Origin of the sequence: Kitasatospora sp. DSM 101779 (genome assembly GCF_025655475.1) — a bacterium.
In the GTDB taxonomy this organism is placed as follows: domain Bacteria; phylum Actinomycetota; class Actinomycetes; order Streptomycetales; family Streptomycetaceae; genus Kitasatospora.
Genome location: NZ_JAHTIK010000001.1, coordinates 3,352,925 through 3,374,180, shown reverse-complemented (window position 1 = coordinate 3,374,180; position 21,256 = coordinate 3,352,925). Strand labels below are relative to the sequence as shown.

Annotated in this window: 12 protein-coding genes and 1 pseudogene; 11 read left to right on the top strand and 2 right to left on the bottom strand. The window is 74.6% G+C overall.

Annotated features, from left to right (window positions below; all coding sequences use genetic code 11):
* The 3 genes and pseudogenes from KSNIM_RS15300 to moeZ all read left to right on the top strand — a co-directional run.
* Positions 1-348 (top strand): annotated as a pseudogene (locus KSNIM_RS15300) (hypothetical protein); the annotation flags it as partial.
* Positions 349-431: 83 nt separating this feature from the next.
* Positions 432-1,370 (top strand): NAD-dependent epimerase/dehydratase family protein, encoded by a 939-nt coding sequence (locus tag KSNIM_RS15295; protein WP_263103764.1) that lies wholly within the window; start codon positions 432-434, stop codon positions 1,368-1,370.
* A 174-nt stretch (positions 1,371-1,544) separates the two neighbouring features.
* Positions 1,545-2,723, top strand: coding sequence for an adenylyltransferase/sulfurtransferase MoeZ (moeZ, locus tag KSNIM_RS15290; protein ID WP_263103763.1), 1,179 nt, complete (start codon positions 1,545-1,547; stop codon positions 2,721-2,723).
* Positions 2,724-2,789: 66 nt separating this feature from the next.
* On the opposite strand, the gene KSNIM_RS15285 is transcribed toward moeZ, so the two are convergent.
* A complete protein-coding gene (locus KSNIM_RS15285) occupies positions 2,790-5,450 on the bottom strand; it encodes a lysylphosphatidylglycerol synthase transmembrane domain-containing protein (protein WP_263103762.1) in 2,661 nt (886 codons plus the stop codon).
* Positions 5,451-5,585: 135 nt separating this feature from the next.
* Between KSNIM_RS15285 and KSNIM_RS15280 the strand changes: the two genes are divergently transcribed.
* The 4 genes from KSNIM_RS15280 (at position 5,586) to KSNIM_RS15265 (ending at position 14,231) form a co-directional block, all read left to right on the top strand.
* Positions 5,586-5,924, top strand: a complete 339-nt coding sequence (locus KSNIM_RS15280) for an MGMT family protein (RefSeq protein ID WP_263103761.1) — start codon at positions 5,586-5,588, stop codon at positions 5,922-5,924.
* 149 nt (positions 5,925-6,073) lie between these two features.
* On the top strand, positions 6,074-9,352 hold the full coding sequence (locus KSNIM_RS15275) for an ATP-dependent helicase (protein ID WP_263103760.1): 3,279 nt from the start codon (positions 6,074-6,076) through the stop codon (positions 9,350-9,352).
* A 277-nt stretch (positions 9,353-9,629) separates the two neighbouring features.
* Complete coding sequence (locus KSNIM_RS15270; RefSeq protein WP_263103759.1) at positions 9,630-12,839, top strand: ATP-dependent DNA helicase; 3,210 nt, start codon at positions 9,630-9,632, stop codon at positions 12,837-12,839.
* A gap of 258 nt (positions 12,840-13,097) precedes the next feature.
* Positions 13,098-14,231 (top strand): PP2C family protein-serine/threonine phosphatase, encoded by a 1,134-nt coding sequence (locus KSNIM_RS15265; protein WP_263103758.1) that lies wholly within the window; start codon positions 13,098-13,100, stop codon positions 14,229-14,231.
* A gap of 156 nt (positions 14,232-14,387) precedes the next feature.
* Here the strand turns inward: KSNIM_RS15265 and KSNIM_RS15260 are convergent, their stop codons facing one another.
* On the bottom strand, positions 14,388-15,359 hold the full coding sequence (locus tag KSNIM_RS15260; protein WP_263103757.1) for an endonuclease/exonuclease/phosphatase family protein: 972 nt from the start codon (positions 15,357-15,359) through the stop codon (positions 14,388-14,390).
* A 92-nt stretch (positions 15,360-15,451) separates the two neighbouring features.
* Here KSNIM_RS15260 and KSNIM_RS15255 point away from each other — a divergent pair, with 92 nt between their 5' ends.
* The 4 genes from KSNIM_RS15255 (at position 15,452) to KSNIM_RS15240 (ending at position 21,227) form a co-directional block, all read left to right on the top strand.
* Entirely contained in the window at positions 15,452-16,051 is a 600-nt protein-coding gene (locus KSNIM_RS15255; RefSeq protein WP_263103756.1) for a PadR family transcriptional regulator, read from the top strand.
* A 22-nt stretch (positions 16,052-16,073) separates the two neighbouring features.
* On the top strand, positions 16,074-16,841 hold the full coding sequence (locus KSNIM_RS15250) for an ABC transporter ATP-binding protein (protein WP_263103755.1): 768 nt from the start codon (positions 16,074-16,076) through the stop codon (positions 16,839-16,841).
* A complete protein-coding gene (locus KSNIM_RS15245; RefSeq protein WP_263103754.1) occupies positions 16,838-19,687 on the top strand; it encodes an FtsX-like permease family protein in 2,850 nt (949 codons plus the stop codon). The genes KSNIM_RS15250 and KSNIM_RS15245 overlap by 4 nt, the downstream gene beginning before the upstream one ends.
* Before the next feature lie 145 nt (positions 19,688-19,832).
* A complete protein-coding gene (locus KSNIM_RS15240) occupies positions 19,833-21,227 on the top strand; it encodes a dipeptidase (RefSeq protein WP_263103753.1) in 1,395 nt (464 codons plus the stop codon).
* Positions 21,228-21,256: the final 29 nt, after the last annotated feature.

Below are 21,256 nucleotides of genomic sequence, written 5' to 3'. Positions count from 1 at the left end.
CCGCTGCTGCCGGTCGCGGTCGCCGCCCAGCTCGCCGGTGCGGGCACCCTCGCCGCCCTGCTGCCCGCGGCGGCGGACGTACCGGCCGCGGCCGGAGGGGTACAGGCCCTGCTCGCCGTCCTGCTGCTGCTCGCCGCAGTGCTGCTGCGCAGCGGCCGCACGGTGGTGGCGGTGGCCGCCCCGGCCGCGGTCGGCGCCGTGCTGGCGCTGCTCGCGGCCACCGGGCCGGCACCACACCTGGTGCTGTGCGCCGCGGCCGCGGCGCTGCTGGCGCCGTACACCTGGCTGGTCCTCGTCGACCCGCGGACCGGCTGCGCGGAGTCCGAAGGCGGCCCGCCGGAGGACTGACCGGGCCCGTTCGCGCGCAATCCGTACGCATTCCGTAGTCCCGCCCGGCCCCCGCGGCCGGGCCTCGTGGAAGGACACCCCCGATGAGGGTGCTGCTGCTGGGCGCCGACGGCTTCATCGGCCGCCGGGTCGCCGACCGCCTGCTCACCGAGCCCGATCTGCAGGTCACCGTGCTCGGCCGGCGGGACTCGGCCGACATCCGCTTCGACCTGACCGCGGGCAGCCCCGGTGCGCTGTCCCGGTTCCTGGACGCGGTCGCCCCGCAGGTGGTGATCAACTGCGCGGGCGCCACCTACGGCAGCTCGCGGACGCTGATCCGCTCCAACACCCTGGCGGTGGCCACCGTCTGCGAGGCGATCCGGCGCAGCCGCGAGCCCGCCCGGCTGGTGCACATCGGCTCGGCCGCCGAGTACGGGCCGATGCAGCCGGGCGCGCCGATCGGCGAAGGCACCGAGCCCCGGCCGGTCGGGCCGTACGGCGTGTCCAAGCTGGCGGGCACCGAGCTGGTGCTGGCCTCCGGGCTGGACGCGGCCGTGCTGCGGGTCTTCGATGTGGTGGGCCCGGGCGCGCCGCCGGCCTCGCTGTTCGGACGGCTGGCGGACGGCCTGCGCCGGGCGCTCGTCCACGACGAGTTGCAGGTGCGAATGCCGGACCTGTCCGGATACCGGGATTTCGTCGACGTCCGGGACGTCGCCCGGGCCGTCCAGGCGGCCGCGGTGTCGGCCGCCACCGGGGTGATCAACATCGGCAGCGGGCACGCGGTGCGGGCCCGGGACGCGGCGCACCTGCTCGTCCGGGCCTCGGGTTTCGAGGGGATCGTGGCCGAGGACGGCCGCCCGGCGCTGGTGCCGAGCCAGGGCGGGGAGCACCACCGGGTGGGCGAGCCGCGGCCGCTGCCGGAGCCGGTGCCGTGGCGCCAGGCGGACGTCCGGACCGCGCGCGACCGTCTCGGATGGCGGACCCAGGTGCCGTTGGAGGAGTCCCTTGGCGACGTCTGGCTGGAAACGGCCTGCCGGGTCTGACCCGTCCGCAGGCCGCCGGATGCCGTGTGACCAGCGGCATCGCGGGAGAAGTCGGCAGTCTCGGCATCCGGTGTCGGCCATCTCACATGACGGACCTGCTGTCTCGGAATAGCAGCGGCACGTGACACTGTTGGCACAGCAAAGCCTTATGAACTGACGACCATCGGAGTCCCCGTGTCGCTGCCACCCCTGGTCGAGCCGGCCGCCGAGCTCACCGTCGACGAGGTCCGCCGGTACTCCCGCCACCTGATCATCCCCGACGTGGGCATGGACGGGCAGAAGCGGCTGAAGAACGCGAAGGTGCTCTGCGTCGGCGCGGGCGGCCTCGGTTCGCCCGCGCTGATGTACCTGGCCGCGGCGGGTGTCGGCACCCTCGGCATCGTCGAGTTCGACACGGTGGACGAGTCGAACCTGCAGCGCCAGATCATCCACGGCCAGTCCGACGTGGGCCGCTCCAAGGCCGAGTCCGCCCGCGACTCGGTGAAGGAGATCAACCCCTACGTCGACGTGATCCTGCACGAGGACCGGCTCGACAACTCCAACGTCATGGAGATCTTCTCCGGCTACGACCTGATCGTGGACGGCACCGACAACTTCGCCACCCGCTACCTGGTGAACGACGCCGCGGTGCTGCTCGGCAAGCCGTACGTCTGGGGTTCGATCTACCGCTTCGACGGCCAGGCCAGCGTGTTCTGGGCCGAGCACGGCCCCTGCTACCGCTGCCTGTACCCGGAGGCCCCGCCGCCGGGCATGGTCCCCTCCTGCGCCGAGGGCGGCGTGCTGGGCGTGCTCTGCGCCTCGATCGGTTCGATCCAGGTCACCGAGGCCATCAAGCTGCTCGCCGGTGTCGGCGAGCCGCTGGTCGGCCGTCTGATGATCTACGACGCCCTGGAGATGCAGTACCGCTCGGTGAAGGTCCGCAAGGACCCGAACTGCGCGCTCTGCGGCGACAACCCGACCGTCACCGAGCTGATCGACTACGAGGCCTTCTGCGGCGTCGTGTCGGAGGAGGCGCAGGCCGCGGCCGCGGGCTCCACCATCACCTCCAAGCAGCTCAAGGAGTGGCTGGACGACGAGGAGAACATCTTCCTGGTCGACGTCCGCGAGCCGAACGAGTACGAGATCGTCAACATCCCCGGCGCGACGCTGATCCCCAAGGGCGAGTTCCTGATGGGCACCGCGCTGGAGCGGATGCCGCAGGACAAGAAGATCGTGCTGCACTGCAAGACGGGCGTCCGCTCGGCCGAGGTGCTGGCCGTCCTCAAGTCGGCGGGCTTCTCCGACGCCGTCCACCTGGGCGGCGGCGTGATCGGCTGGGTCAACCAGATCGAGCCCGAGAAGCCGGTCTACTAGTCCGGACCCGACGGAAGGGCCCGCCCGGCAGCACGCCGGGCGGGCCCTTCCGCATGTGCGGGGCGGCTACAGCGCGCCCCTGCGCTGCAGCACGTTGTACGAGATCCAGCCGGGCAGCACCGGCAGCCAGAAGGTCAGCAGGCGGTAGAGGAACACCGCGGGGGTGGCCGCGGACGGCGGCACGTTGCCGACCGTCAGCGCACCGATCAGCGCGATCTCGACCGGGCCGATGCCGCCCGGGGTGGGGATCGCCGATCCGGCCGCGTTCGCGGTCAGGAAGACCACGGCCACCGCCGAGTAGCTCATCTCGCCGCCGAAGGCCCTCACCGAGGCGTACAGGCAGGCCGTGAACGACAGGGTCAGCAGCAGGATGCCGCCGAAGCCGGTGACCAGCTTGCTGGGTGTCTGCATCAGGTCGAGCATCCGCGGGACGACGCCGAAGAACAGCGAGCGGACGCGGGTCACCACGAAGCGGCGCAGCGGTGCCACGGCCGCCACGACGAGCGCCAGCACCGCGGCCGACAGCACACCGATGATCACCGCACGGGAGGCGCCGAGGTCGCCGTTCTTCTGCGTCCCGGTGATCAGGCCGAAGCTGAACAGCAGCAGCAGGTGACCGCCGAGGCCGGCCAGCTGCGAGGCGCCGACGCTGGCGACCGCCTGGCCGGAGCGGATCCCGGCCTTCTGCAGGTAGCGGGTGTTGAGCGCGATGCCGCCGATCGCGGCCGGCGCGACCAGCTTCACGAAGGAGCCCGCGAGCTGGGCGGCGACCGTCCGGCCGAAGGGCAGCCGCTCCGGGACGAAGCCGGTGAGGCTCATCGCCGCGGCGCCGTAGGTCGCGGCCGCCGCGGCCAGCGCGGCGGCGGCCCAGCCCCAGTCCATCTGGGAGAGCTTGAGCTGGCCGGGCTGGATCGTGGTCAGCGCCAGGTAGGCGGCGAAGGTCAGCGCGATGACCATGATCAGGGTCTTCGGCTTGAGCCGTTCCAGCTTGGCCGGGGCGAGCGGTGCCTCCGGGGCGATCTGCAGGATCTGCCGGCGGATCCGGCTGAGCAGGTCCTCGCCGGCCGCCGCGATGTCCTCCTCGGCCTGCTGCTGGGTGCGCTCGCCGGCGGCCACCTGCTCCAGGGCGAGCGCCTGCGCGGCGGCCTTGCGCTCCTTGGTCATCCGCTGCAGGTCGATCCGGGTGGAGCGGCTGAGACCGACCGGCTGCAGCAGCGGCAGCGCGGAGGCCACCCGGTCGGCGCCGAGCACCCGGTTGGCGACGTCCACCGAGCGCTCGGGGCCGACCCGCAGCGCGAAGGTGGTGAGCAGCTGGGCGATGTCGATGCGCAGCGTCAGGTCGCCGGCCGCGATGTCGCCGCCGGAGAGGTTCACCAGGCAGCCGGTCTTCTCGTCGACGACCAGCAGGGACTCGCCGGTGAGGCGGCGGTGCGCGATCCGGCGCTCGTGGAGGGCGGCGACGGACTCCCAGAGCGAGGCCATCAGGTCGTCGGCGATCTCGTCGTCGGCGAGCTCGTCCAGGGTGCGGCCGGCCACGTTCTCGTAGACCAGGATCGCGGCGTCCGGGCCGAGCTCCGAGGTGGCCACCAGCTGCGGGGCACGGGCACCCGAGGCGGCGGCCGCGTAGGCGATCAGCGCCTCCTGCTCCAGCGCCTGGCGCAGCGACTGGGGGCTGCGGCGCACCGCCACCGAGCGCAGCCTTATCCGCCGCCACGCGCGGTAGAAGAAGCCGGAGGCCTGCTGCTCGCGGTCGATGATGTGGACGTCCAGCAGCGCGCCCTCGTACTGGGTGACCAGATAGCGGCGGGTCTCGCCCGGAGCGTCGGGGGCGCGGTGCGCGCCGGACGGGGTGAAGCCGACCTTGCGCAGGCCGATCATCAGGTGCTTGCCGGTGGGCCGGATGTTCGGCGAGCCGATCGCGTACAGCGTGCCGTACGCCACCGACCAGCCGATGAGCACGGTGAGCAGCAGCGACAGCGGCGTGGTGTAGCCGCTGATCAGCTCGGTGGCGCCGCTGAGGACGACGACCACCCACAGCGCCACCCGCCAGCGCGGGCGGCTCGACATGCCGACGGCCGTCATGTAGGCGATCACGGGTGCGAGGTAGCCGTGCACCGGGTCGGTGAGCGTCTCGGTGCCGCCGGGCGGCACCTGGGTCAGCGCGTCCCGGATCGCCTGCGGTGCGCCCGCCGCGACCCACCAGTCGATGCCCAGCGAGACGCCGTAGGCCAGCACCGAGGCGAGCACGCCGTCGGCGACCCGCAGGCCGTCCCGCTTGATCAGCCGCTCGACCGCGAAGGCCAGCGGCACCGCCAGCACCGCCACGCTGGAGCCCAGCGCCGCGATGGTCGACAGCATGCCGGGCACCTTGTCGGCGTTGGACGAGATGTCCGTCTCGATGCCGGTGGTGGTCGACACGGCGACCTGGGCGAGCACGAAGACCGCGATGATGCCGAGCACGCCCGCCAGGAAGCGCAGCAGGTCGGACGGGCGGTGGGCGCGGGCGGCGAGCAACGGCTCGTCGACGGCCAGGTGCTCGCCGGTCGGCTCCTCGGGCGTGGGCTGCTCACCCTCCGTCCGGTGACCGTCCTGCGCGTCGTGCCCGTCCTTGCCCGGTGCCTGCCGCTGCGGCGAGACTGTCGGCGGTTCGGGTTCGGGCCCCGCAGACCGGTCGGTGGCGGACTCGTCGGAGCCCTTGTCCACGTTCACGTCTGCCGTCCCGGTCATCTGGTCTTGTCCTCGTATCACCCACGCTCTGCCCCGAAGATGCTGCCATGCCGCGGCTCCTCGTGTGGGACAGGGGCCTGATCGGGCGCGGCGGATCGCCCGCACGGGGCCCAGGAATCGACCGGATGGGGAGAAATGCCGCAGCAGTACGACACCACTTCCGACGGCGGCGGGCTGCCGCCCTTCGCCGAGGCCGTGCTCGACCTCACGGAGCGCATCCCGCCCGGCCGGGTCATGACGTACGGGGACGTCGCCGAGTACCTCGGCCAGGGCGGCCCGCGCCAGGTGGGCCGGGTCATGTCACTGTACGGCGGCGGAGTGCCCTGGTGGCGGGTGATCCGCGCGGACGGCCGGCCGCTGCCCGGTCACGAGCACCGGGCGCTGCCCGAGTACCGGGCCGAGGGCACCCCGCTGCGCGAGGTCGGCGGCGAACCCCGGGTCGACCTGCGCCGGGCCCGCTGGGACGGCGGCTGACCCCGGCCGGCGGATCCGCCGAACCGGGTGCGCGGCCGGGTCATGTCGGTGCAGGATCGTAGGCTCGGTGGGGCCGCCTCCGTCCCCGACGCCCCGACCGCCGGACCGCAGCTCCACCGCACGACCGCCGCACGACCGCCTGGACCGCAGTGACCTCCCCCTTCCGCCTGGTGCGCAGCCCGCTCGCACAGCCCGCCCCGCCCGCCCTGGACGAGTTCCAGCGGGCGGTGGCCGAGCATGCCGGCGGGCCGCTGCTGGTGCTCGCCGGACCGGGCACCGGCAAGACCACCACCCTGGTCGAGGCGGTCGCCCGGCGGATCGCGGCCGGCACCGACCCCGAGCGCATCCTCGTCCTCACCTTCAGCCGCAAGGCGGCCATGGAGCTCCGCGACCGGATGACCGCCCGGATCGGCGCCGCCGGGGCCGCCCCGCAGGCCACCACCTTCCACTCCTTCTGCTACGCGCTGCTCCGCGAGCACCAGGAGCCGGAGGACGCCGCCGAGCCGCTGCGCCTGCTCTCCGGCCCCGAGCAGGACGTCATGGTCCGCGAGCTGCTCGCCGGCGGCGCCGAGGACGCCCGGGACGGCACCGGCCGGATCTCCTGGCCGCTCGACCTGCGCGCCTGCCTCACCACCCGTGGCTTCGCCGACGAGGTCCGCGCCGTGCTCGCCCGCAGCCGCGAGCTCGGCCTCGGCGAGGACGAACTGGCCCGCTTCGCCGAGGGCGTCCAGCGGCCCGACTGGGCGGCCGCCGCCCACTTCCTCGCCGACTACCTCGACGTGCTCGACCTGCGCGGCGTCCTCGACTACGCCGAGCTGGTGCACCGCGCCGTCCTGCTCGCCGAACGCCCCGAGGCCGCCGACCGGCTCGCCGCCCGCTACGACGTCGTCTTCGTCGACGAGTACCAGGACACCGATCCCTCCCAGGTCCGGCTGCTGCGCCGGCTCGCCGGCAACGGCCGCGACCTCGTCGCGGTCGGCGACCCCGACCAGTCCATCTACGCCTTCCGCGGCGCCGACATCAACGGCATCCTCGACTTCCCCCGGACCTTCCGGCAGGCCGACGGCCGGCCCGCCGACGTCAGGGTGCTGCGGGTCTCCCGCCGCTCCGGCGCCGTCCTGCTCGCCGCCACCCGCGAACTCGCCCGCCGGATGCCGATGGGCCGGCTGCCCGCCGACAAGCTCGCCCAGCACCGCGCCCTGCTGCCCTCCCGCGAGGGCGGCCGCGTCGAGGTGTACACCTACCCGACCCCGGGCGCCGAACTCGACTCGATCGCCGACCTGCTGCGCCGCGCCCACCTGGAGGACGGCGTGCCCTGGGGCGAGATGGCCGTCCTGGTCCGGGCCGGCGCCCGCTCCATCCCCGGCGTCCGGCGCGCCCTCTCCGCCGCCGGCGTGCCGCTGGAGATCGACGGCGACGACCTGCCGCTGCGCGAGGAACCCGCCGTCGCCCCGCTGCTGCTCGCCCTGCGCACCTGCGCCGACCCCGTCGACCGGCTCACCCCCGACCTCGCCCACACCCTGCTGACCGGCCCGCTCGGCGGCCTCGACGGCTCCGACCTGCGCCGGCTCGGCCGCGCGCTGCGCGAGGAGGAGCGCGTCGCCCTGCGCGACAGCGGCGGGCAGACCGCCGTCCGCCCCGCCGAGGAGCTGATCCGCGAGGCCCTCGCCGAACCCGAGCGGCTCGTCGCCATGGAGCCGGCCCATGCCCGCCGCGCCCGCGACCTCGGCATGCTGCTCCGCAAGGTCCGCGAGCTGCTCGCCGGCGGCGGCAGCGCCGAGGAGGCCCTCTGGCTGCTCTGGGACGGCAGCCGCCGCTGGCGCGAACGCCTGGAACGGGCCGCGCTGCGCGGCGGCGCCGCCGCCCGCAACGCCGACCGCGACCTCGACGCGATCTGCGCGCTCTTCGAGACCGCCGCCCGGGCCGAGGACCAGGCCGCCGGCCACCGCAGCGCCCCCGAGTTCCTGGCCGAACTGGAGGCCCAGGACATCGCCGCCGACACCCTCACCGTGCGCACCGTCCGCCCCGAGGCCGTCCGGCTGATGACCGCCCACCGCTCCAAGGGCCTGGAGTGGCGTCTCGTGGTCGTCGCCGGCGTCCAGGAGGGCCTGTGGCCCGACCTCCGCCGCCGCGGCTCCCTGCTGGAGGCCGACCGGATCGGCCGCGACGGCCTCGCCGAACCGCTCTCCCCGGCCGCCCTCCTCGGCGAGGAGCGCCGCCTCTTCTACACCGCCGCAACCCGCGCCAAGGACCGGCTGATCGTCACCGCCGTCAAGGCCCCCGCCGAGGACGGCGACGAGCCCTCCCGCTTCCTGCGCGAGCTCTACCGCGAGGAGCTCGACCCGCGCACCGGCAAGGTCCGCTCCCGGACCCCGCAGGTCACCGTCGCCGACATCACCCACCGCCCGCGCCGCCCGCTCGCCGTCGCCGCCCTGGTCGCCGAGCTCCGCGCCGTCACCGTCGACCCGGCCCGCTCGCCCGCACTGCGCCGCGCCGCCGCCGAACGCCTCGCCCGGCTCGCCGAGGCCGCCGACGAGGACGGCGCCCCGCTCGTCCCCGCCGCCCACCCCGACCGCTGGTGGGGCCTGCACGACCAGACCGCCGCCCCCGAACCGCTGCGCTCCCCGGACACCCCCGTCCGGCTCTCCGGCAGCGGACTCGAACAGCTCGACAGCTGCGCCCTCCAGTGGTTCCTCGACAAGGACGTCCGGGCCGCCGGCACCGCCAGCGCCGCCCAGGGCTTCGGCAACGTCCTGCACGCCCTCGCCGACGAGGTCGGCTCCGGCCGCACCCCCGCCGACCTCGCCGTCCTCATGGAACGCCTCGACACCGTCTGGGACGCCCTCGCCTTCGACGCCCCCTGGAAGTCCCACCAGGAGAAGACCGAGGCCCGCGCCGCCCTCGAACGCTTCCTGCACTGGCACGTCCTCGAACGCGGCCGCACCACCGTCGCCACCGAGCACGGCTTCGACCTCACCCTCACCGTCGGCGGCGTCGCCGTCCGCATCCGCGGCTCCATGGACCGGATCGAGCAGGACGCCGTCGGCCGCGCCTACGTCGTCGACTTCAAGACCGGCAAGCAGATCCCCACCGAGAAGTCCCTCCCCGACCACAAGCAGCTCGCCGTCTACCAGCTCGCCGTCCGCAACGGCGCCCTCGACGGCCTGCCCGGGGTCCCCGAAGGGATCGCCTCCGGCGGGGCCGAACTCGTCCACCTCCGCGAGCCCGGCAAGACCGACAAGGAGGCCCCCAAGGTCCAGCAGCAGGCCCCGCCCGACGGCGAACCCTGGATCGAGAACCTGCTCGCCGACGCCGCCGGCCGCGTCCTCGCCGAACGCTTCGTCCCCACCCAGGGGGACGGCTGCACCCGCTGCACCTTCCGCAGCAGCTGCTCCGCCCAACGCGACGGCCGCCAACTGATCGAGTAGGGGAGAGCCACTCAGGGGGCGCTGGGGGGCACCTCCCGGCCGAAGGCCGGGGGCGGAACTGCGCAGTCCCCGGTCGGGGTGACCACTCAGGGGCGGGGGGACCTGCGCAGTCCGGGAGTGGTGATCGAAACAGATCAGGGATCGCCCCTGGTCCGTACGGTGGCCCGCATCCGAATTGCGCAATTCCGCCCCCAGGGGGATGCCCCACTTGGCGGAGCGGTTGTCCCCGCGCCCCTCAGTGGACCGCTCTGTCCGCGGAGCCGGTTAGCGTTGGGGGGTGCGTTCCGTGCTCGATGACCCCGGCCAGTTGAAGGAACTGCTCGGCATTCCGTTCAACGCCGAGCAGATGCAGGCCATCGGCGCCCCGCTGGAGCCCGCCGTGATCGTGGCCGGTGCCGGCTCCGGCAAGACGACGGTGATGGCCGCCCGGGTGGTGTGGCTGGTCGGCTCCGGGGCGGTGGCGCCGGAGCAGGTGCTCGGCCTGACCTTCACCAACAAGGCGGCCGGGGAGCTCGCGGAGCGCGTCCGTACCGCCCTCCTCCGCGCCCGCGTCCTCGACCCGGACGACACCGAGTCCCTCGGCGAGCCGGAGATCTCGACGTACCACGCCTTCGCCGGCCGGCTGCTGAAGGAGCACGGCCTGCGCCTGGGCATAGAACCCGACGTCCGGCTGCTCGCCGACGCGACCCGGTTCCAGCTGGCGGCCAAGGTGCTGCGCTCGGCCCGCGGCCCGTTCCCGGCGCTCACCGGCACGTTCTCGGCGCTGGTCGCCGACCTGATCGCGCTGGACTCCGAACTCGCCGAGCACCTGGTGCAGCCCGGGCAGCTGCGCGCCTGGGACGAGGCACTGCTGGACGGCCTGGCGACGGCGAAGCTGACCAACGAGGACCTGCGGGCCGTTCCGAAGGCCGCCCGGGCCCGCCAGGAGCTGCTGCACCTGGTGGAGGACTACCGGCGGCGCAAGCAGGTCGGCGGCCTGATGGACTTCGGCGACCAGATAGCCGCCTCGGCCAGGCTGGCGCAGGAGCGGCCGGAGGTGGGCCGACTACTGCGCGAGCAGTACCGGGTGGTGCTGCTCGACGAGTACCAGGACACCTCGGTGGCGCAGCGGCTGATGCTGGCCGGCCTGTTCGGCGCGGACGGCAAAGACGGCGGCGGCCACCCGGTGACGGCGGTCGGCGACCCGTGCCAGGCGATCTACGGCTGGCGCGGCGCCTCGGTGGCGAACCTGGACGACTTCCCGGTGCACTTCCCGCGCGAGGACGGCACCGCCGCCGCGCGCTACTCGCTGAGCGAGAACCGCCGCAGCGGCGGCCGGCTGCTGGCCTTCGCCAACCACCTCGCGGCCGACCTGCGGGCCATGCACGAGGGCGTGGAGGCACTGCGCCCCGCCCCGGGCGCGGAGGCGGACGGCTTCGTGCGCTGCGCGCTGCTGCCGACGCACGCCGAGGAGATCGACTGGCTGGCCGACCGGATCGCGCACCTGGTGCGCACCGGGACGGCGCCGGGCCGGATCGCGGTGCTCTGCCGGGGCGGTGCGGCCTTCCCCGACGTGCACGCGGCGCTGGTGGCCCGTGAGGTGCCGGTCGAGGTGGTGGGCCTCGGCGGACTGCTGCAGTTGCCCGAGGTCGCGGACCTGGTGGCGGTCTGCGAGGTGCTGCAGGACCCGACGGCGAACGCCGCGCTGGTGCGGCTGCTGATCGGACCGCGCTGGCGGATCGGCCCCCGCGACCTCGCGCTGCTGGGCCGCCGCGCCGCCGAACTGGTGCGCACCGAGCGGCTGCAGGGCGACGCGCTGGCCGCGGCGGTGGCGGGCACCGACCCGACCGAGGTGGTGTCGCTGGCGGACGCCCTGGAGACCTTCCTGGAGGCGGAGCAGCCCGACGAGCTGCCGTTCTCGCCGGACGCCCGGGTGCGCTTCGCCCGGCTGGCGCGGGAGGTCCGGGAGCTGCGGCGGGCCCTGGCCGAGCCGCTGATGGACGTGCTGCACCGGGTGCTGGCGGTGACCGGCCTGGAGGTCGAACTGTCGGCCTCGCCGCACGCGCTGGCCGCCCGCCGCCGGGAGACGCTGCACGGCTTCCTGGACATCGCGGCCGGCTTCGCCGACCTGGACGGCGACCCGGGGCTCTCCGCCTTCCTGGCCTTCCTGCGGGCGGCGCAGGAGTACGAGCGGGGGCTGGACGCCGGACTGCCCGGCGGCGAGGACACCGTGAAGGTGCTGACCGCGCACAAGTCCAAGGGCCTGGAGTGGGACGTCGTCGCGGTACCGGGCCTGGTGAAGGGCGGCTTCCCGTCCGGCCAGGGCCGCGAGCGCTGGACGAGCACCCGCCGGGTGCTGCCGCACGCGCTGCGCGGCGACGCCGACACGCTGCCCGGTGACCCGCCGTGGACGGCCAAGGGCATGGGCCTGTTCAAGAAGGAGATGGCCCACCACTCGGCGGTCGAGGAGCTGCGGCTCGGCTACGTCGCCTTCACCCGCCCCCGGGAGCTGCTGTTGGCCTCCGGGCACTGGTGGGGGCCGAACCAGAAGCGCCGCCGCGGCCCGTCGGACTTCCTGGTCGAACTGCGCGAGCACTGCGCGCTGCCCGGGAACGGCGAGGTCGAGGCGTGGGCGCAGGAGCCGCTGCCGGAGGCGGAGAACCCGGCGCTGGCCCGCTCCCTGGAGACCCCCTGGCCGCTGCCGCTGGACGCCGCCGCCCAGCAGGCCCGCCGCCGGGTGGCCGAGGTCGTCCGGCACCGGCTCGCCGGGGCGCCGCCGGCCGAGCCGGAGGACATCGCGCCGGAGGACGCCCGGCTGGTCGCCTCCTGGGACCGCGACCTGGACGCGCTGCTCGGCGAGTTGGCCAGGGCCAGGCGCTCCGTGCGCGAAGTGCCGCTGCCCCCCTCGCTCTCCGCCTCGCAGGTGATGCGGCTGGCCGCCGACCCGGACGGCTTCGCGCGGGAGCTGGCCCGGCCGATGCCGCGCCCGCCGCAGCCGGCCGCCCGCCGTGGCACGCGCTTCCACAGCTGGGTGCAGTCCCGTTTCGAGACCGAGGAGCTGCTGCTCCTGGAGCCGGACGCACTGCCCGGCGCCGAGGAGGACGGTATCGAGGACGAGCGCGACCTCGCTCGGCTCAAGGAGGCCTTCCTGCGCAGCCCGTACGCGGACCGGGTGCCGTACCGGATCGAGGCGCCGTTCCAGCTGCTGCTGGCGGGACGCGTGGTGCGCGGCCGGATCGACGCGGTCTACCGGGAGCGTGACGGTGGCTCAGGGTCACCACACCCGTGGCGCTACGAGGTGGTCGACTGGAAGACCCACCGGGAGGAGACCGCGGACCCGCTGCAGCTGGCCATCTACCGGCTGGCCTGGGCGGAGCGGGCGGGCGTCGAGCCCGAGCAGGTCAGTGCGGCGTTCCTCTACGTCCGCAGCGGCCGGGTCGTCAGACCCGCAGGACTTCCTGACCGAAAAGAGTTGACCAGGCTCCTGATCGGGAATAGTGAAGAATGAGTCACGCAGAGCATTCAAGCCGTCACGGGATCGTGCGAAATCTGTGCACTGTGCACTTTTCGCACCTATTGTGGGGTCGGTAACCGGTCAACCCCGTACTCCGGCCGCATGCGGGGGCCGCAAACCCCTGACCCCCCGTCATCACTGCAGGTGTCCCCTGGCACCGGCCACCTTCTGCTGGAGAGACCGACGTTGAGCGCGACCGGATGGATCAGAGACCGGCTCGCGGGGCCCACCCCGGGGGCAGACCCAGGCACGGTGACGGGCACCTGGCCGAGAACCGCACTGGCGCTGCCGTTCATCGGCATGGCGCTGGTGGTCTCCCTGGACTTCTTCAGCAACACCGAGGTGACGGTCGAGCCCGCGCTCACCGCCGTCCCGGCGCTCGCCGCCGTCGTCAGCCGGCGCACCTGGTACCCGCTGCTCATCGGCGTGCTGACCGAGCTGGCCGCCTTCCTGATGGCCGGCTACAACGACGTGCTCGGCGAGTCGGTGCACAGCGCGACCGTCTTCGCGATCGCCCTGGTCGCCGGCATCGGCTGGGTCTCCACCACGCTGCGGCTCCGTCAGGAGCTCGCCCTGGCGGAGGCCCAGCTGGTGGCCGAGATCGCCCGCCGGGTACTGCTGCGGCCCGTCCCCGACCGGGTCGGCAGCGTCCGCGCCGCCGTGCACTACGCGGCGGCGCACGCGCACGCCTCGATCGGCGGCGACCTCTACGAGGTGGTCAACACCCGGCACGGGGTGCGTGCGGTGGTCGGCGACGTCCGCGGCAAGGGCCTCGCCGCCGTGGAGACCGCCGCCGCGGTGCTCGGCGCCTTCCGCGAGGCCGCGCACCAGGAGGCCTCGCTGGACCGGGTGGCCGGCTGGCTCGCCGTCAGCCTCGACCGTGCCCTGCACGAGAACGACCACCCCGGCATCGAGGAGGAGTTCGTCACCCTCGTGCTGATCGGGATCCGCTCCGACGGCACCGCGGAGGTCGTCAACTGCGGGCACCCGGCACCCGTCCTGCTGCGCACCGGCGAGGACGTCGCCCTGCTGGAGCCCGCCGAGCCCGTCCCGCCGCTCGGCGTCCTCGACCCGGCGGACGTCCGCCCGCCGGTGCAGCGGCTGCCGCTGCGGCCCGGCGACCGGGTGCTGCTCTACACCGACGGCGTGATCGAGGCCCGGGACGGCGGCGGCGCCTTCTACCCGCTCACCGACCGGCTGCCGCACTGCGCCACCGGCTCCCCGGTCGAGGTGCTGCGGAACCTGCACCAGGACGTCGTCCGGCACGTCGGGCACAAGCTCGGCGACGACGCGGCGATGCTCCTCCTCCAGTACGAGCCGGTCGGCCCGCACCTCCCCGTCCAGGGCGGCCGCCCCATGCTCGCCAAGGGCTCGGGGCGGGTCTAGTACCCCAGGGCGGCACTTCAGGGGCGCGGGGAACTGCGCAATTCGGATATGGGCCACCGTGCGAACCAGGGGCGAGCCCTGGTCGGCAGGTGCGCCACCCCCGGACTGCGCAGTTCCCCGCGCCCCCGGGTACTGCCCTTGAGGCGGTGGCGCCTTCTACAGGTCGACCTCGACGACGAGGGGGCGGTGGTCGGAGACGGTGGTGCGGGGGGCCGCGGCGGGGCCGACGGCGGTGCGGGGGACTCCGACGGCGAGGACGTGGTCGAACTGCACGGCCGGCTTGTGGGAGGGGTAGGTGGGGGTGCGCGCCAGGTCGTACCAGCCCTGCGGACGGGGGCGGGGCTCGCGGACGCGGCGCCGCCGGCCCCCGTCCTGTTCGAGCCGGGTGCGGCGGGCGGCCCGCGCCTCGCGGACCCGGTCCCGTGCGGTGGTGCGGTCCAGTGCGGCGGCCCCGCCGAGCACCGTCCGCGGGACGGCCCCGATCAGGTTGAAGTCGCCGAGCACCAGGTAGGGCCGGGGCAGGTCGGCGATCCAGCGGCGGATCGCGGCCAGCTGCGAGACGTTCCAGCCGGGCACGAAGGACAGGTGCGCGGCGACCACGGTGAACGGCCCGTGCCGGCCTTCGAGCACGGCGGCGAGCGCGGCCCGCGGCTCGTCCGGCACCGGGGTCAGCCCGCGCCGCCCGGCGACCCGCAGCGGCAGTCCGAACGGTGCCGGGGCGAACCGGCGGGCCCGCCAGTGCCGGACCGGAAGGCGGGTCAGCAGCGCGGTGCCGTAGGAGGGCAGGCCGGTGGCGGTGTCGACCTCCGCGGGCCCGTAGACCTGCAGCGAGGTCATCGCCGGGTCGGTCAGCCAGCCGGCGAGCGGTGCGGGCCGGCCGTGCAGGGCCGCGGCGAAGCGCCAGTCGGCCGCGCCCATCGCCTTGGCGGCGACGGCGGCCTGGTCGACCAGGCCGGAGCGCTCCTGGTGGCGGTCGACCTCCTGCAGGGCGAGGACGTCGGCGTCGAGTTCGGCGATCGCGTCGCCGAGCGGCGCGGCGGGCTCGGCCGGATAGGGCAGCGGTGCCCCGTCGGCGGCGAGCGGCTGACCGTGGAGCAGGTTGAAGGTGGCGATGCGCAGCTGGCTCACATCCCCGACCGTACCCGCTGTCCGGCCCCGGACCGCCCGGTCGGGGCGGCGGGGCTTGAGGCTCCAGGGCATACCGGGTATACATACTCGGTATGTCGATCCGTCATGGTCTCCTCGCCCTCCTCGACCAGGGCCCCCGGTACGGCTACCAGCTGCGCTCCGAGTTCGAGGCCCGCACCGGCGCCACCTGGCCGCTCAACGTCGGCCAGGTGTACACCACGCTCGGGCGGCTGGAGCGCGACGGGCTCGTGGAGCCCGCCGGAGAGGACGACGAGGGCCACCTCTTCTACGCCGTCACCGAGGCAGGACGCACGGAACTGCGCCAGTGGTTCGACACCCCGGTGCCCCGGACCAATCCGCCCCGCGACGAACTCGCGATCAAGCTGGCGATGGCCGTGGGCGTCCCCGGGGTCGACGTCCAGGCCGTGGTGCAGTCGCAGCGCCGGCACAGCATGAAGGCCCTGCAGGACTACACCCGGCTGAAGGCGCAGGCGCTCAACGCCGGTGAGCAGCAGAGCGACCTCGCCTGGCTGCTCGTCCTGGAGCAGCTGATCTTCCAGACGGAGGCGGAGATCCGCTGGCTGGACCACTGCGAGAGCCGTCTCGCCCAGCAGGCCGCCCGCTCCGCCCCGGCGCCCGCACCCGCGCCGCCCGCCAGTACCACGGGCCGGCCGCGCCGGTCCCGCATCTGACCCATCCACAGCAGGGGGAAGCATGAGCACCACCCACACCGAACCGCGGCCGCCCGTGCTGCACCTCGACCAGGTCAGCCGCGTGCACGGCCACGGCGCCGCCGAGGTGCACGCCCTGCGCGGCGTCGAGCTGGTCGTCCACCCCGGCGAGCTGGTCGCCGTGATGGGCCCCTCCGGCTCCGGCAAGTCCACCCTGCTGACGCTGGCCGGCGGGCTGGACAGCCCGACCTCCGGCCGGGTGCTGGTCGAGGGCGCCGTGCTCGGCGAGCTCTCCCGCAAGCAGCAGGCCCAGGTCCGGCGCCGTTCGGTCGGGTACGTCTTCCAGGACTACAACCTGATCCCGGCGCTCACCGCCGCAGAGAACATCGCCCTGCCGCGCGAGCTCGACGGGGTCTCCGGCCGGACGGCCCGCCGCGAGGCGCTCGCCGCCCTGGAGGAACTCGGCATCCCCGAGCTCGCCGACCGCTTCCCCGACGACATGTCCGGCGGCCAGCAGCAGCGCGTCGCCATCGCCCGCGCCCTGATCGGCGACCGCCGCCTCGTCCTCGCCGACGAGCCCACCGGCGCCCTCGACTCCACCACCGGCGAGGCCGTCCTCGCCGTGCTGCGCGCCCGCTGCGACGCCGGCGCCGCCGCCATGATGGTCACCCACGAGGCCCGGCACGCCGCCTGGGCGGACCGCGTGGTCTTCCTGCGCGACGGCCGGCTGGTCGACCAGAGCGTCAGCCGCGACGCGGCGAGCCTGCTGGTCGCCGCCGCCACCAACAGCGTGAAGGGGCCCGGCGAGTGAGCCTCCGATCCTGGCGCGCAGCCCTGCGGATAGCCCGCCGCGACGCCACCCGGGCCAAGGGCCGCAGCGCCCTCGTCCTCGCCATGATCGCCCTGCCCGTGCTCGGTGTGGCCGGCGCCGACGTGATGTACCGCAGCGGCGAGCTGGAGCCCGCCGAGCAGGCCGTCCGCGTGATGGGCTCGGCCGACGGACTGCTCCACTCCTTCGGCCGCGGCACGATCGTGCTCCAGCCGCCGAACGCCGAGGACGGCGGCTGGGGCGCCCCGGTGGGGGAGGGCAAGAAGCCCACCGCCGAGCAGGTCCGCAGCGCGAAGACCGACCCCGTGACGCTCGCCAAGGAGCTGCTGCCGGCCGGCACCGTGCTGGTGCCCTTCCCGATGGGCGAGAACGCCTCGGCCACCAGCAAGGAGGGCCGCCTCGGCGTCGACACCACCGAGGCCGACCTCACCGACCCGATCTGGCGCGGCCGGCTGAACGTCGTCGAGGGCCGCGCCCCGAGCGGCGCGCACGAGATCGCCGCCACCCGGGCCTTCCTCGACAAGTCCGGGCTGAACGTGGGCGACCGCACGGTGCTGCACGGCCTGGACGGCACCCCGTTCCACATCACCGCCGTCGCCGAGTTCCCCGGCGAGCTGCGGGCCGTCACCCTGATCGGCCGCCCCGGCGAACTCGTCGCCCCGCTGCGCGCCGCCAACCGCGGCGCCGACCAGAGCGACCGCTTCGGCGGCGAGCGCTGGCTGGTCCGGCTGCCGCACGGGGCCGTCCTCGACTGGCCGAAGGTGCTGGAGCTCAACAACTACGGGCTCGGGCTGACCTCCCGCACCGTCCTCATGGACCCGCCGCCCCGCGCGCAGGTGCCGTACTACGTCGACATGGACCAGCACGGCTTCGGGGGCGTCGACACGATCGGCCTGGTCGTCGTCGGCACCGTCGTCGGCATGGCGCTGCTGGAGATCGTGCTGCTCGCCGGCCCCGCCTTCGCGGTCGGCGCCCGCCGCTCGCGCCGCCAGCTCGGCCTGCTCGCCGCCGGCGGCGGGGACCGCTCGCACATCCGGGCCGTGGTGCTGGGCGGCGGTCTGGTGCTCGGCCTGGCCGGCGCCGTGGTCGGTGTCGTCCTCGCCGTCGCCACGGTCGCGGTGCTCCGCCCGTGGGCCGAGGAGGTCGCCGGACAGCGCTTCGGCCACCTCGACCTGCAGCCGCTCGACCTGCTCTGCATCGCCCTGATCGGCCTGGTCACCGGCCTGCTCGCGGCGGTCGTCCCGGCCTTCCAGGCCGCCCGCACGGACGTCGTCGAGGCGCTCACCGGCCGCGGCTCCGTCCGGCCCCCGAGCCGCCGGCTCGCCGTCGTCGGCCTGCTGACGGTCGGCATCGGCGCCGCGCTCGCCCTGCTCGGCACCTTCACCGGTGCCGCCGGCCGCACCCTCGGCGTGCTCGGCGGCTCGGCACTCGCCGAACTCGGCATGATCGCCTGCACCCCGATGCTGGTCGGCCTGTTCGGCCGGCTCGGCCGCCACCTGCCGCTCAGCCCCCGCCTCGCGCTGCGCGACGCGGTGCGCCACCGGGGCCGCACCGCTCCCGCGGTCGCCGCCGTGATGGCCGCGGTCGCCGGCTCCGTCGCGGTCGGCATCTACACCGCGAGCTCCGACCTGGAGCAGCGGCAGCAGTACCGGGCCGAACTGCCCGCCGGCTCCGTCCGGCTGATGGCGGACCAGGGCCCGAGCTCCGCACCGGCCGACCTGACCGCCCTGCGGTCCGCCGTGGAGCGGTCCATCCCCGACCTCGGCCCGCGCGCCGACCCGCTGGCCACCCAGTACGGCACCAACTGCCAGCAGCGGTCCTGCGGCTGGGTCGAGGTGTCCGTCCCCAAGGAGCTGCGCTGCCCGGTCCGGGACCCTGACGTCGAGAGCGCGAGCATGTCGACCGACCAGGTCCAGCGGATCCTCCGCGAGGACCCGCGCTGCGCCGAGGAGCCGACCTACGGCAGCATGGCCGGCTACGTCCCGGCCGGCGACGCGACCGTGCTGCACAACATGTTCGGGGTGACCGACCAGGCCGCCGAGCAGGCGCTCGCCGCGGGCAGGGCGGTGGTCTTCGACCGGAAGCTGATCAAGGACGGGAAGATCACCCTCGATCTGACCGTGGAGCAGACGGAGACCAAGGAGGACGTCCTCAACCCGACGCCGGCCGGCCGGCCGACCGTGCACCACGTCACGGTCGACGCCGTCTACACCAAGCCGGAGACGCCGGCCGCCCAGGCGCTGGTCAGCCCGGAGACCGCGAAGCGGCTCGGCCTGAGCACCCGCCAGGCCGGCAGCGTCTGGCGACCCGCCACGGCGCCCTCCGACGGCGCGGAGCAGAAGGCGTCCGACGCGGTGGCCAAGCTGGACGACGGCGTCGGCGTCACGGTGGAACGCGGCTACCGCTCGCAGCAGACCCTGACCGGCCTCGCCCTGACCGGCTTCGCGGGCCTGGTCGCCCTCGGCGCCGCCGGCATCGCGACCGGCCTCGCCGCCGCCGACTCGCAGCGCGACCTGGCCACCCTGGCCGCGGTCGGTGCCACCGGCGGCATCCGGCGCCGGCTCTCCGGCTTCCAGTGCGGGGTGATCGCCGCGATGGGCACCGTCCTCGGCACGGTCTGCGGCGTGATCCCGGCGGTCGCGCTGCGCAAGATGGAGGCGTCCGCGCTGTACGACTCGCAGTACGGGATGATCAAGCCCGCCCACGCGGTGATCGCCTTCCCGTGGACGGACCTCGTGGTCACCCTGGTCGGCCTGCCGCTGCTGGCCGTGGGACTGGCGATGCTGTGCACCCGCTCCCGGCTGGTGCTCGGCCGCCGCGCCGCCTGACCCGCCCGCACCGGCGGGTCCTCTGCGACCCGCCCCCACCTCGGTCACCTCCCGCCCCGTCCGGCGCGGGAGGTGACCGAGGTTACGGGCGGCTGCGTCGACGGGGCGGGGCGCGCACCCGTCCGGGCGAACTAAAGTCGTCCGTATGACGAAAACCCCGGACAGCGTCGTCCGCTCCTACATCGACGAGCACGAGCCCGCCTTCCTGCGGGAACTCTCCGACTGGCTGAGCATTCCCTCCGTCTCCGCCGACCCGGACCGGGCCGGCGACGTCCGTCGCTCGGCCGAGTGGCTGGCCGGCGCGCTGCGCGGCTCCGGCTTCCCGGTGGCCGAGGTGTGGGAGACCGACGGGCTGCCGGCGGTGTTCGCCGAGTGGCCGTCCGGGGAGGCGTCCGCGCCGACCGTCCTGGTCTACGGGCACCACGACGTGCAGCCCGCGGCGAAGGAGGACGGCTGGGAGACCGAGCCGTTCACCCCGACCGTGGTCGGCCGGCAGCTGTTCGCCCGCGGCGCGGCCGACGACAAGGGCCAGGTCTTCTTCCACACGCTGGGGGTGCGCGCCCACCTCGCAGCCACCGGCCGCACCGCGCCCGCGGTCAACCTCAAGCTGCTGATCGAGGGCGAGGAGGAGTCCGGCTCGCCGAACTTCGCCGCCCTGGTGCGCCGCGAGGCCGAGCGGCTCGCCGCCGACGTGGTGGTCATCTCGGACACCGGCATGTGGTCCGAGACCACGCCGACCGTCTGCACCGGCATGCGCGGCCTGGCCGACTGCCAGATCGACTTCTTCGGCCCGGACACCGACATCCACTCCGGCTCCTTCGGCGGCGCGGTGCCCAACCCGGCCGAGGTGGCCGCCTCGCTGGCCGCCGCTCTGCACGACGCCGACCGCAGGGTCGCCGTCCCCGGCTTCTACGACGGCGTGGTCGAGCTGACCGACCGCGAGCGCGAGCTCTTCGCCGAGCTGCCCTTCGACGAGGCGCAGTGGCTGCGGGTGGCCAAGTCGTACGGAACCCAGGGCGAGGCCGGCTACTCCACCCTGGAGCGGATCTGGGCCCGCCCGACGGCCGAGGTCAACGGCATCTGGGGCGGCTACACCGGGCCCGGCGGCAAGACCATCGTGCCCTCCGAGGCGCACCTGAAGCTCTCCTTCCGGCTGGTCGCCGGGCAGGAGGTGGAGAAGGTCCGGGAGGCCGTCCGCGCCTGGGTCGCCGAGCAGGTGCCCCAGGGCGTCCGGTACGAGATCGTCTTCCCCGGTGCGACCCGGCCCTGCCTGACCCCGCTGGACCACCCGGCGCTGCAGGCGGTCGTCCGGGCGATGGGCCGGGCCTTCGAGCAGAAGGTCCTGTTCACCCGGGAGGGCGGCTCCGGCCCCGCCGCGGACCTGCAGGACGTGCTGGGGGCGCCGGTGCTGTTCCTGGGCATCTCGGTGCCCTCGGACGGCTGGCACTCCGTCAACGAGAAGGTGGAGCTGGACCTGCTGCGCAAGGGCGTCGAGACCTCGGCGTACCTGTGGGGCGAGCTGGCCGGGACCCGGCCGTGATCCGGGTGACGACGATTCGGAAGATGCGA

Coding starts and splice junctions, on each gene's coding strand:
- KSNIM_RS15250 (WP_263103755.1), top strand. CDS start 16,074: ATGAGCACCACCCACACCGAACCGCGGCCGCCCGTGCTGCACCTCGAC.
- KSNIM_RS15280 (WP_263103761.1), top strand. CDS start 5,586: ATGCCGCAGCAGTACGACACCACTTCCGACGGCGGCGGGCTGCCGCCC.
- KSNIM_RS15255 (WP_263103756.1), top strand. CDS start 15,452: ATGTCGATCCGTCATGGTCTCCTCGCCCTCCTCGACCAGGGCCCCCGG.
- KSNIM_RS15240 (WP_263103753.1), top strand. CDS start 19,833: ATGACGAAAACCCCGGACAGCGTCGTCCGCTCCTACATCGACGAGCAC.
- KSNIM_RS15285 (WP_263103762.1), bottom strand. CDS start 5,450: ATGACCGGGACGGCAGACGTGAACGTGGACAAGGGCTCCGACGAGTCC.
- KSNIM_RS15295 (WP_263103764.1), top strand. CDS start 432: ATGAGGGTGCTGCTGCTGGGCGCCGACGGCTTCATCGGCCGCCGGGTC.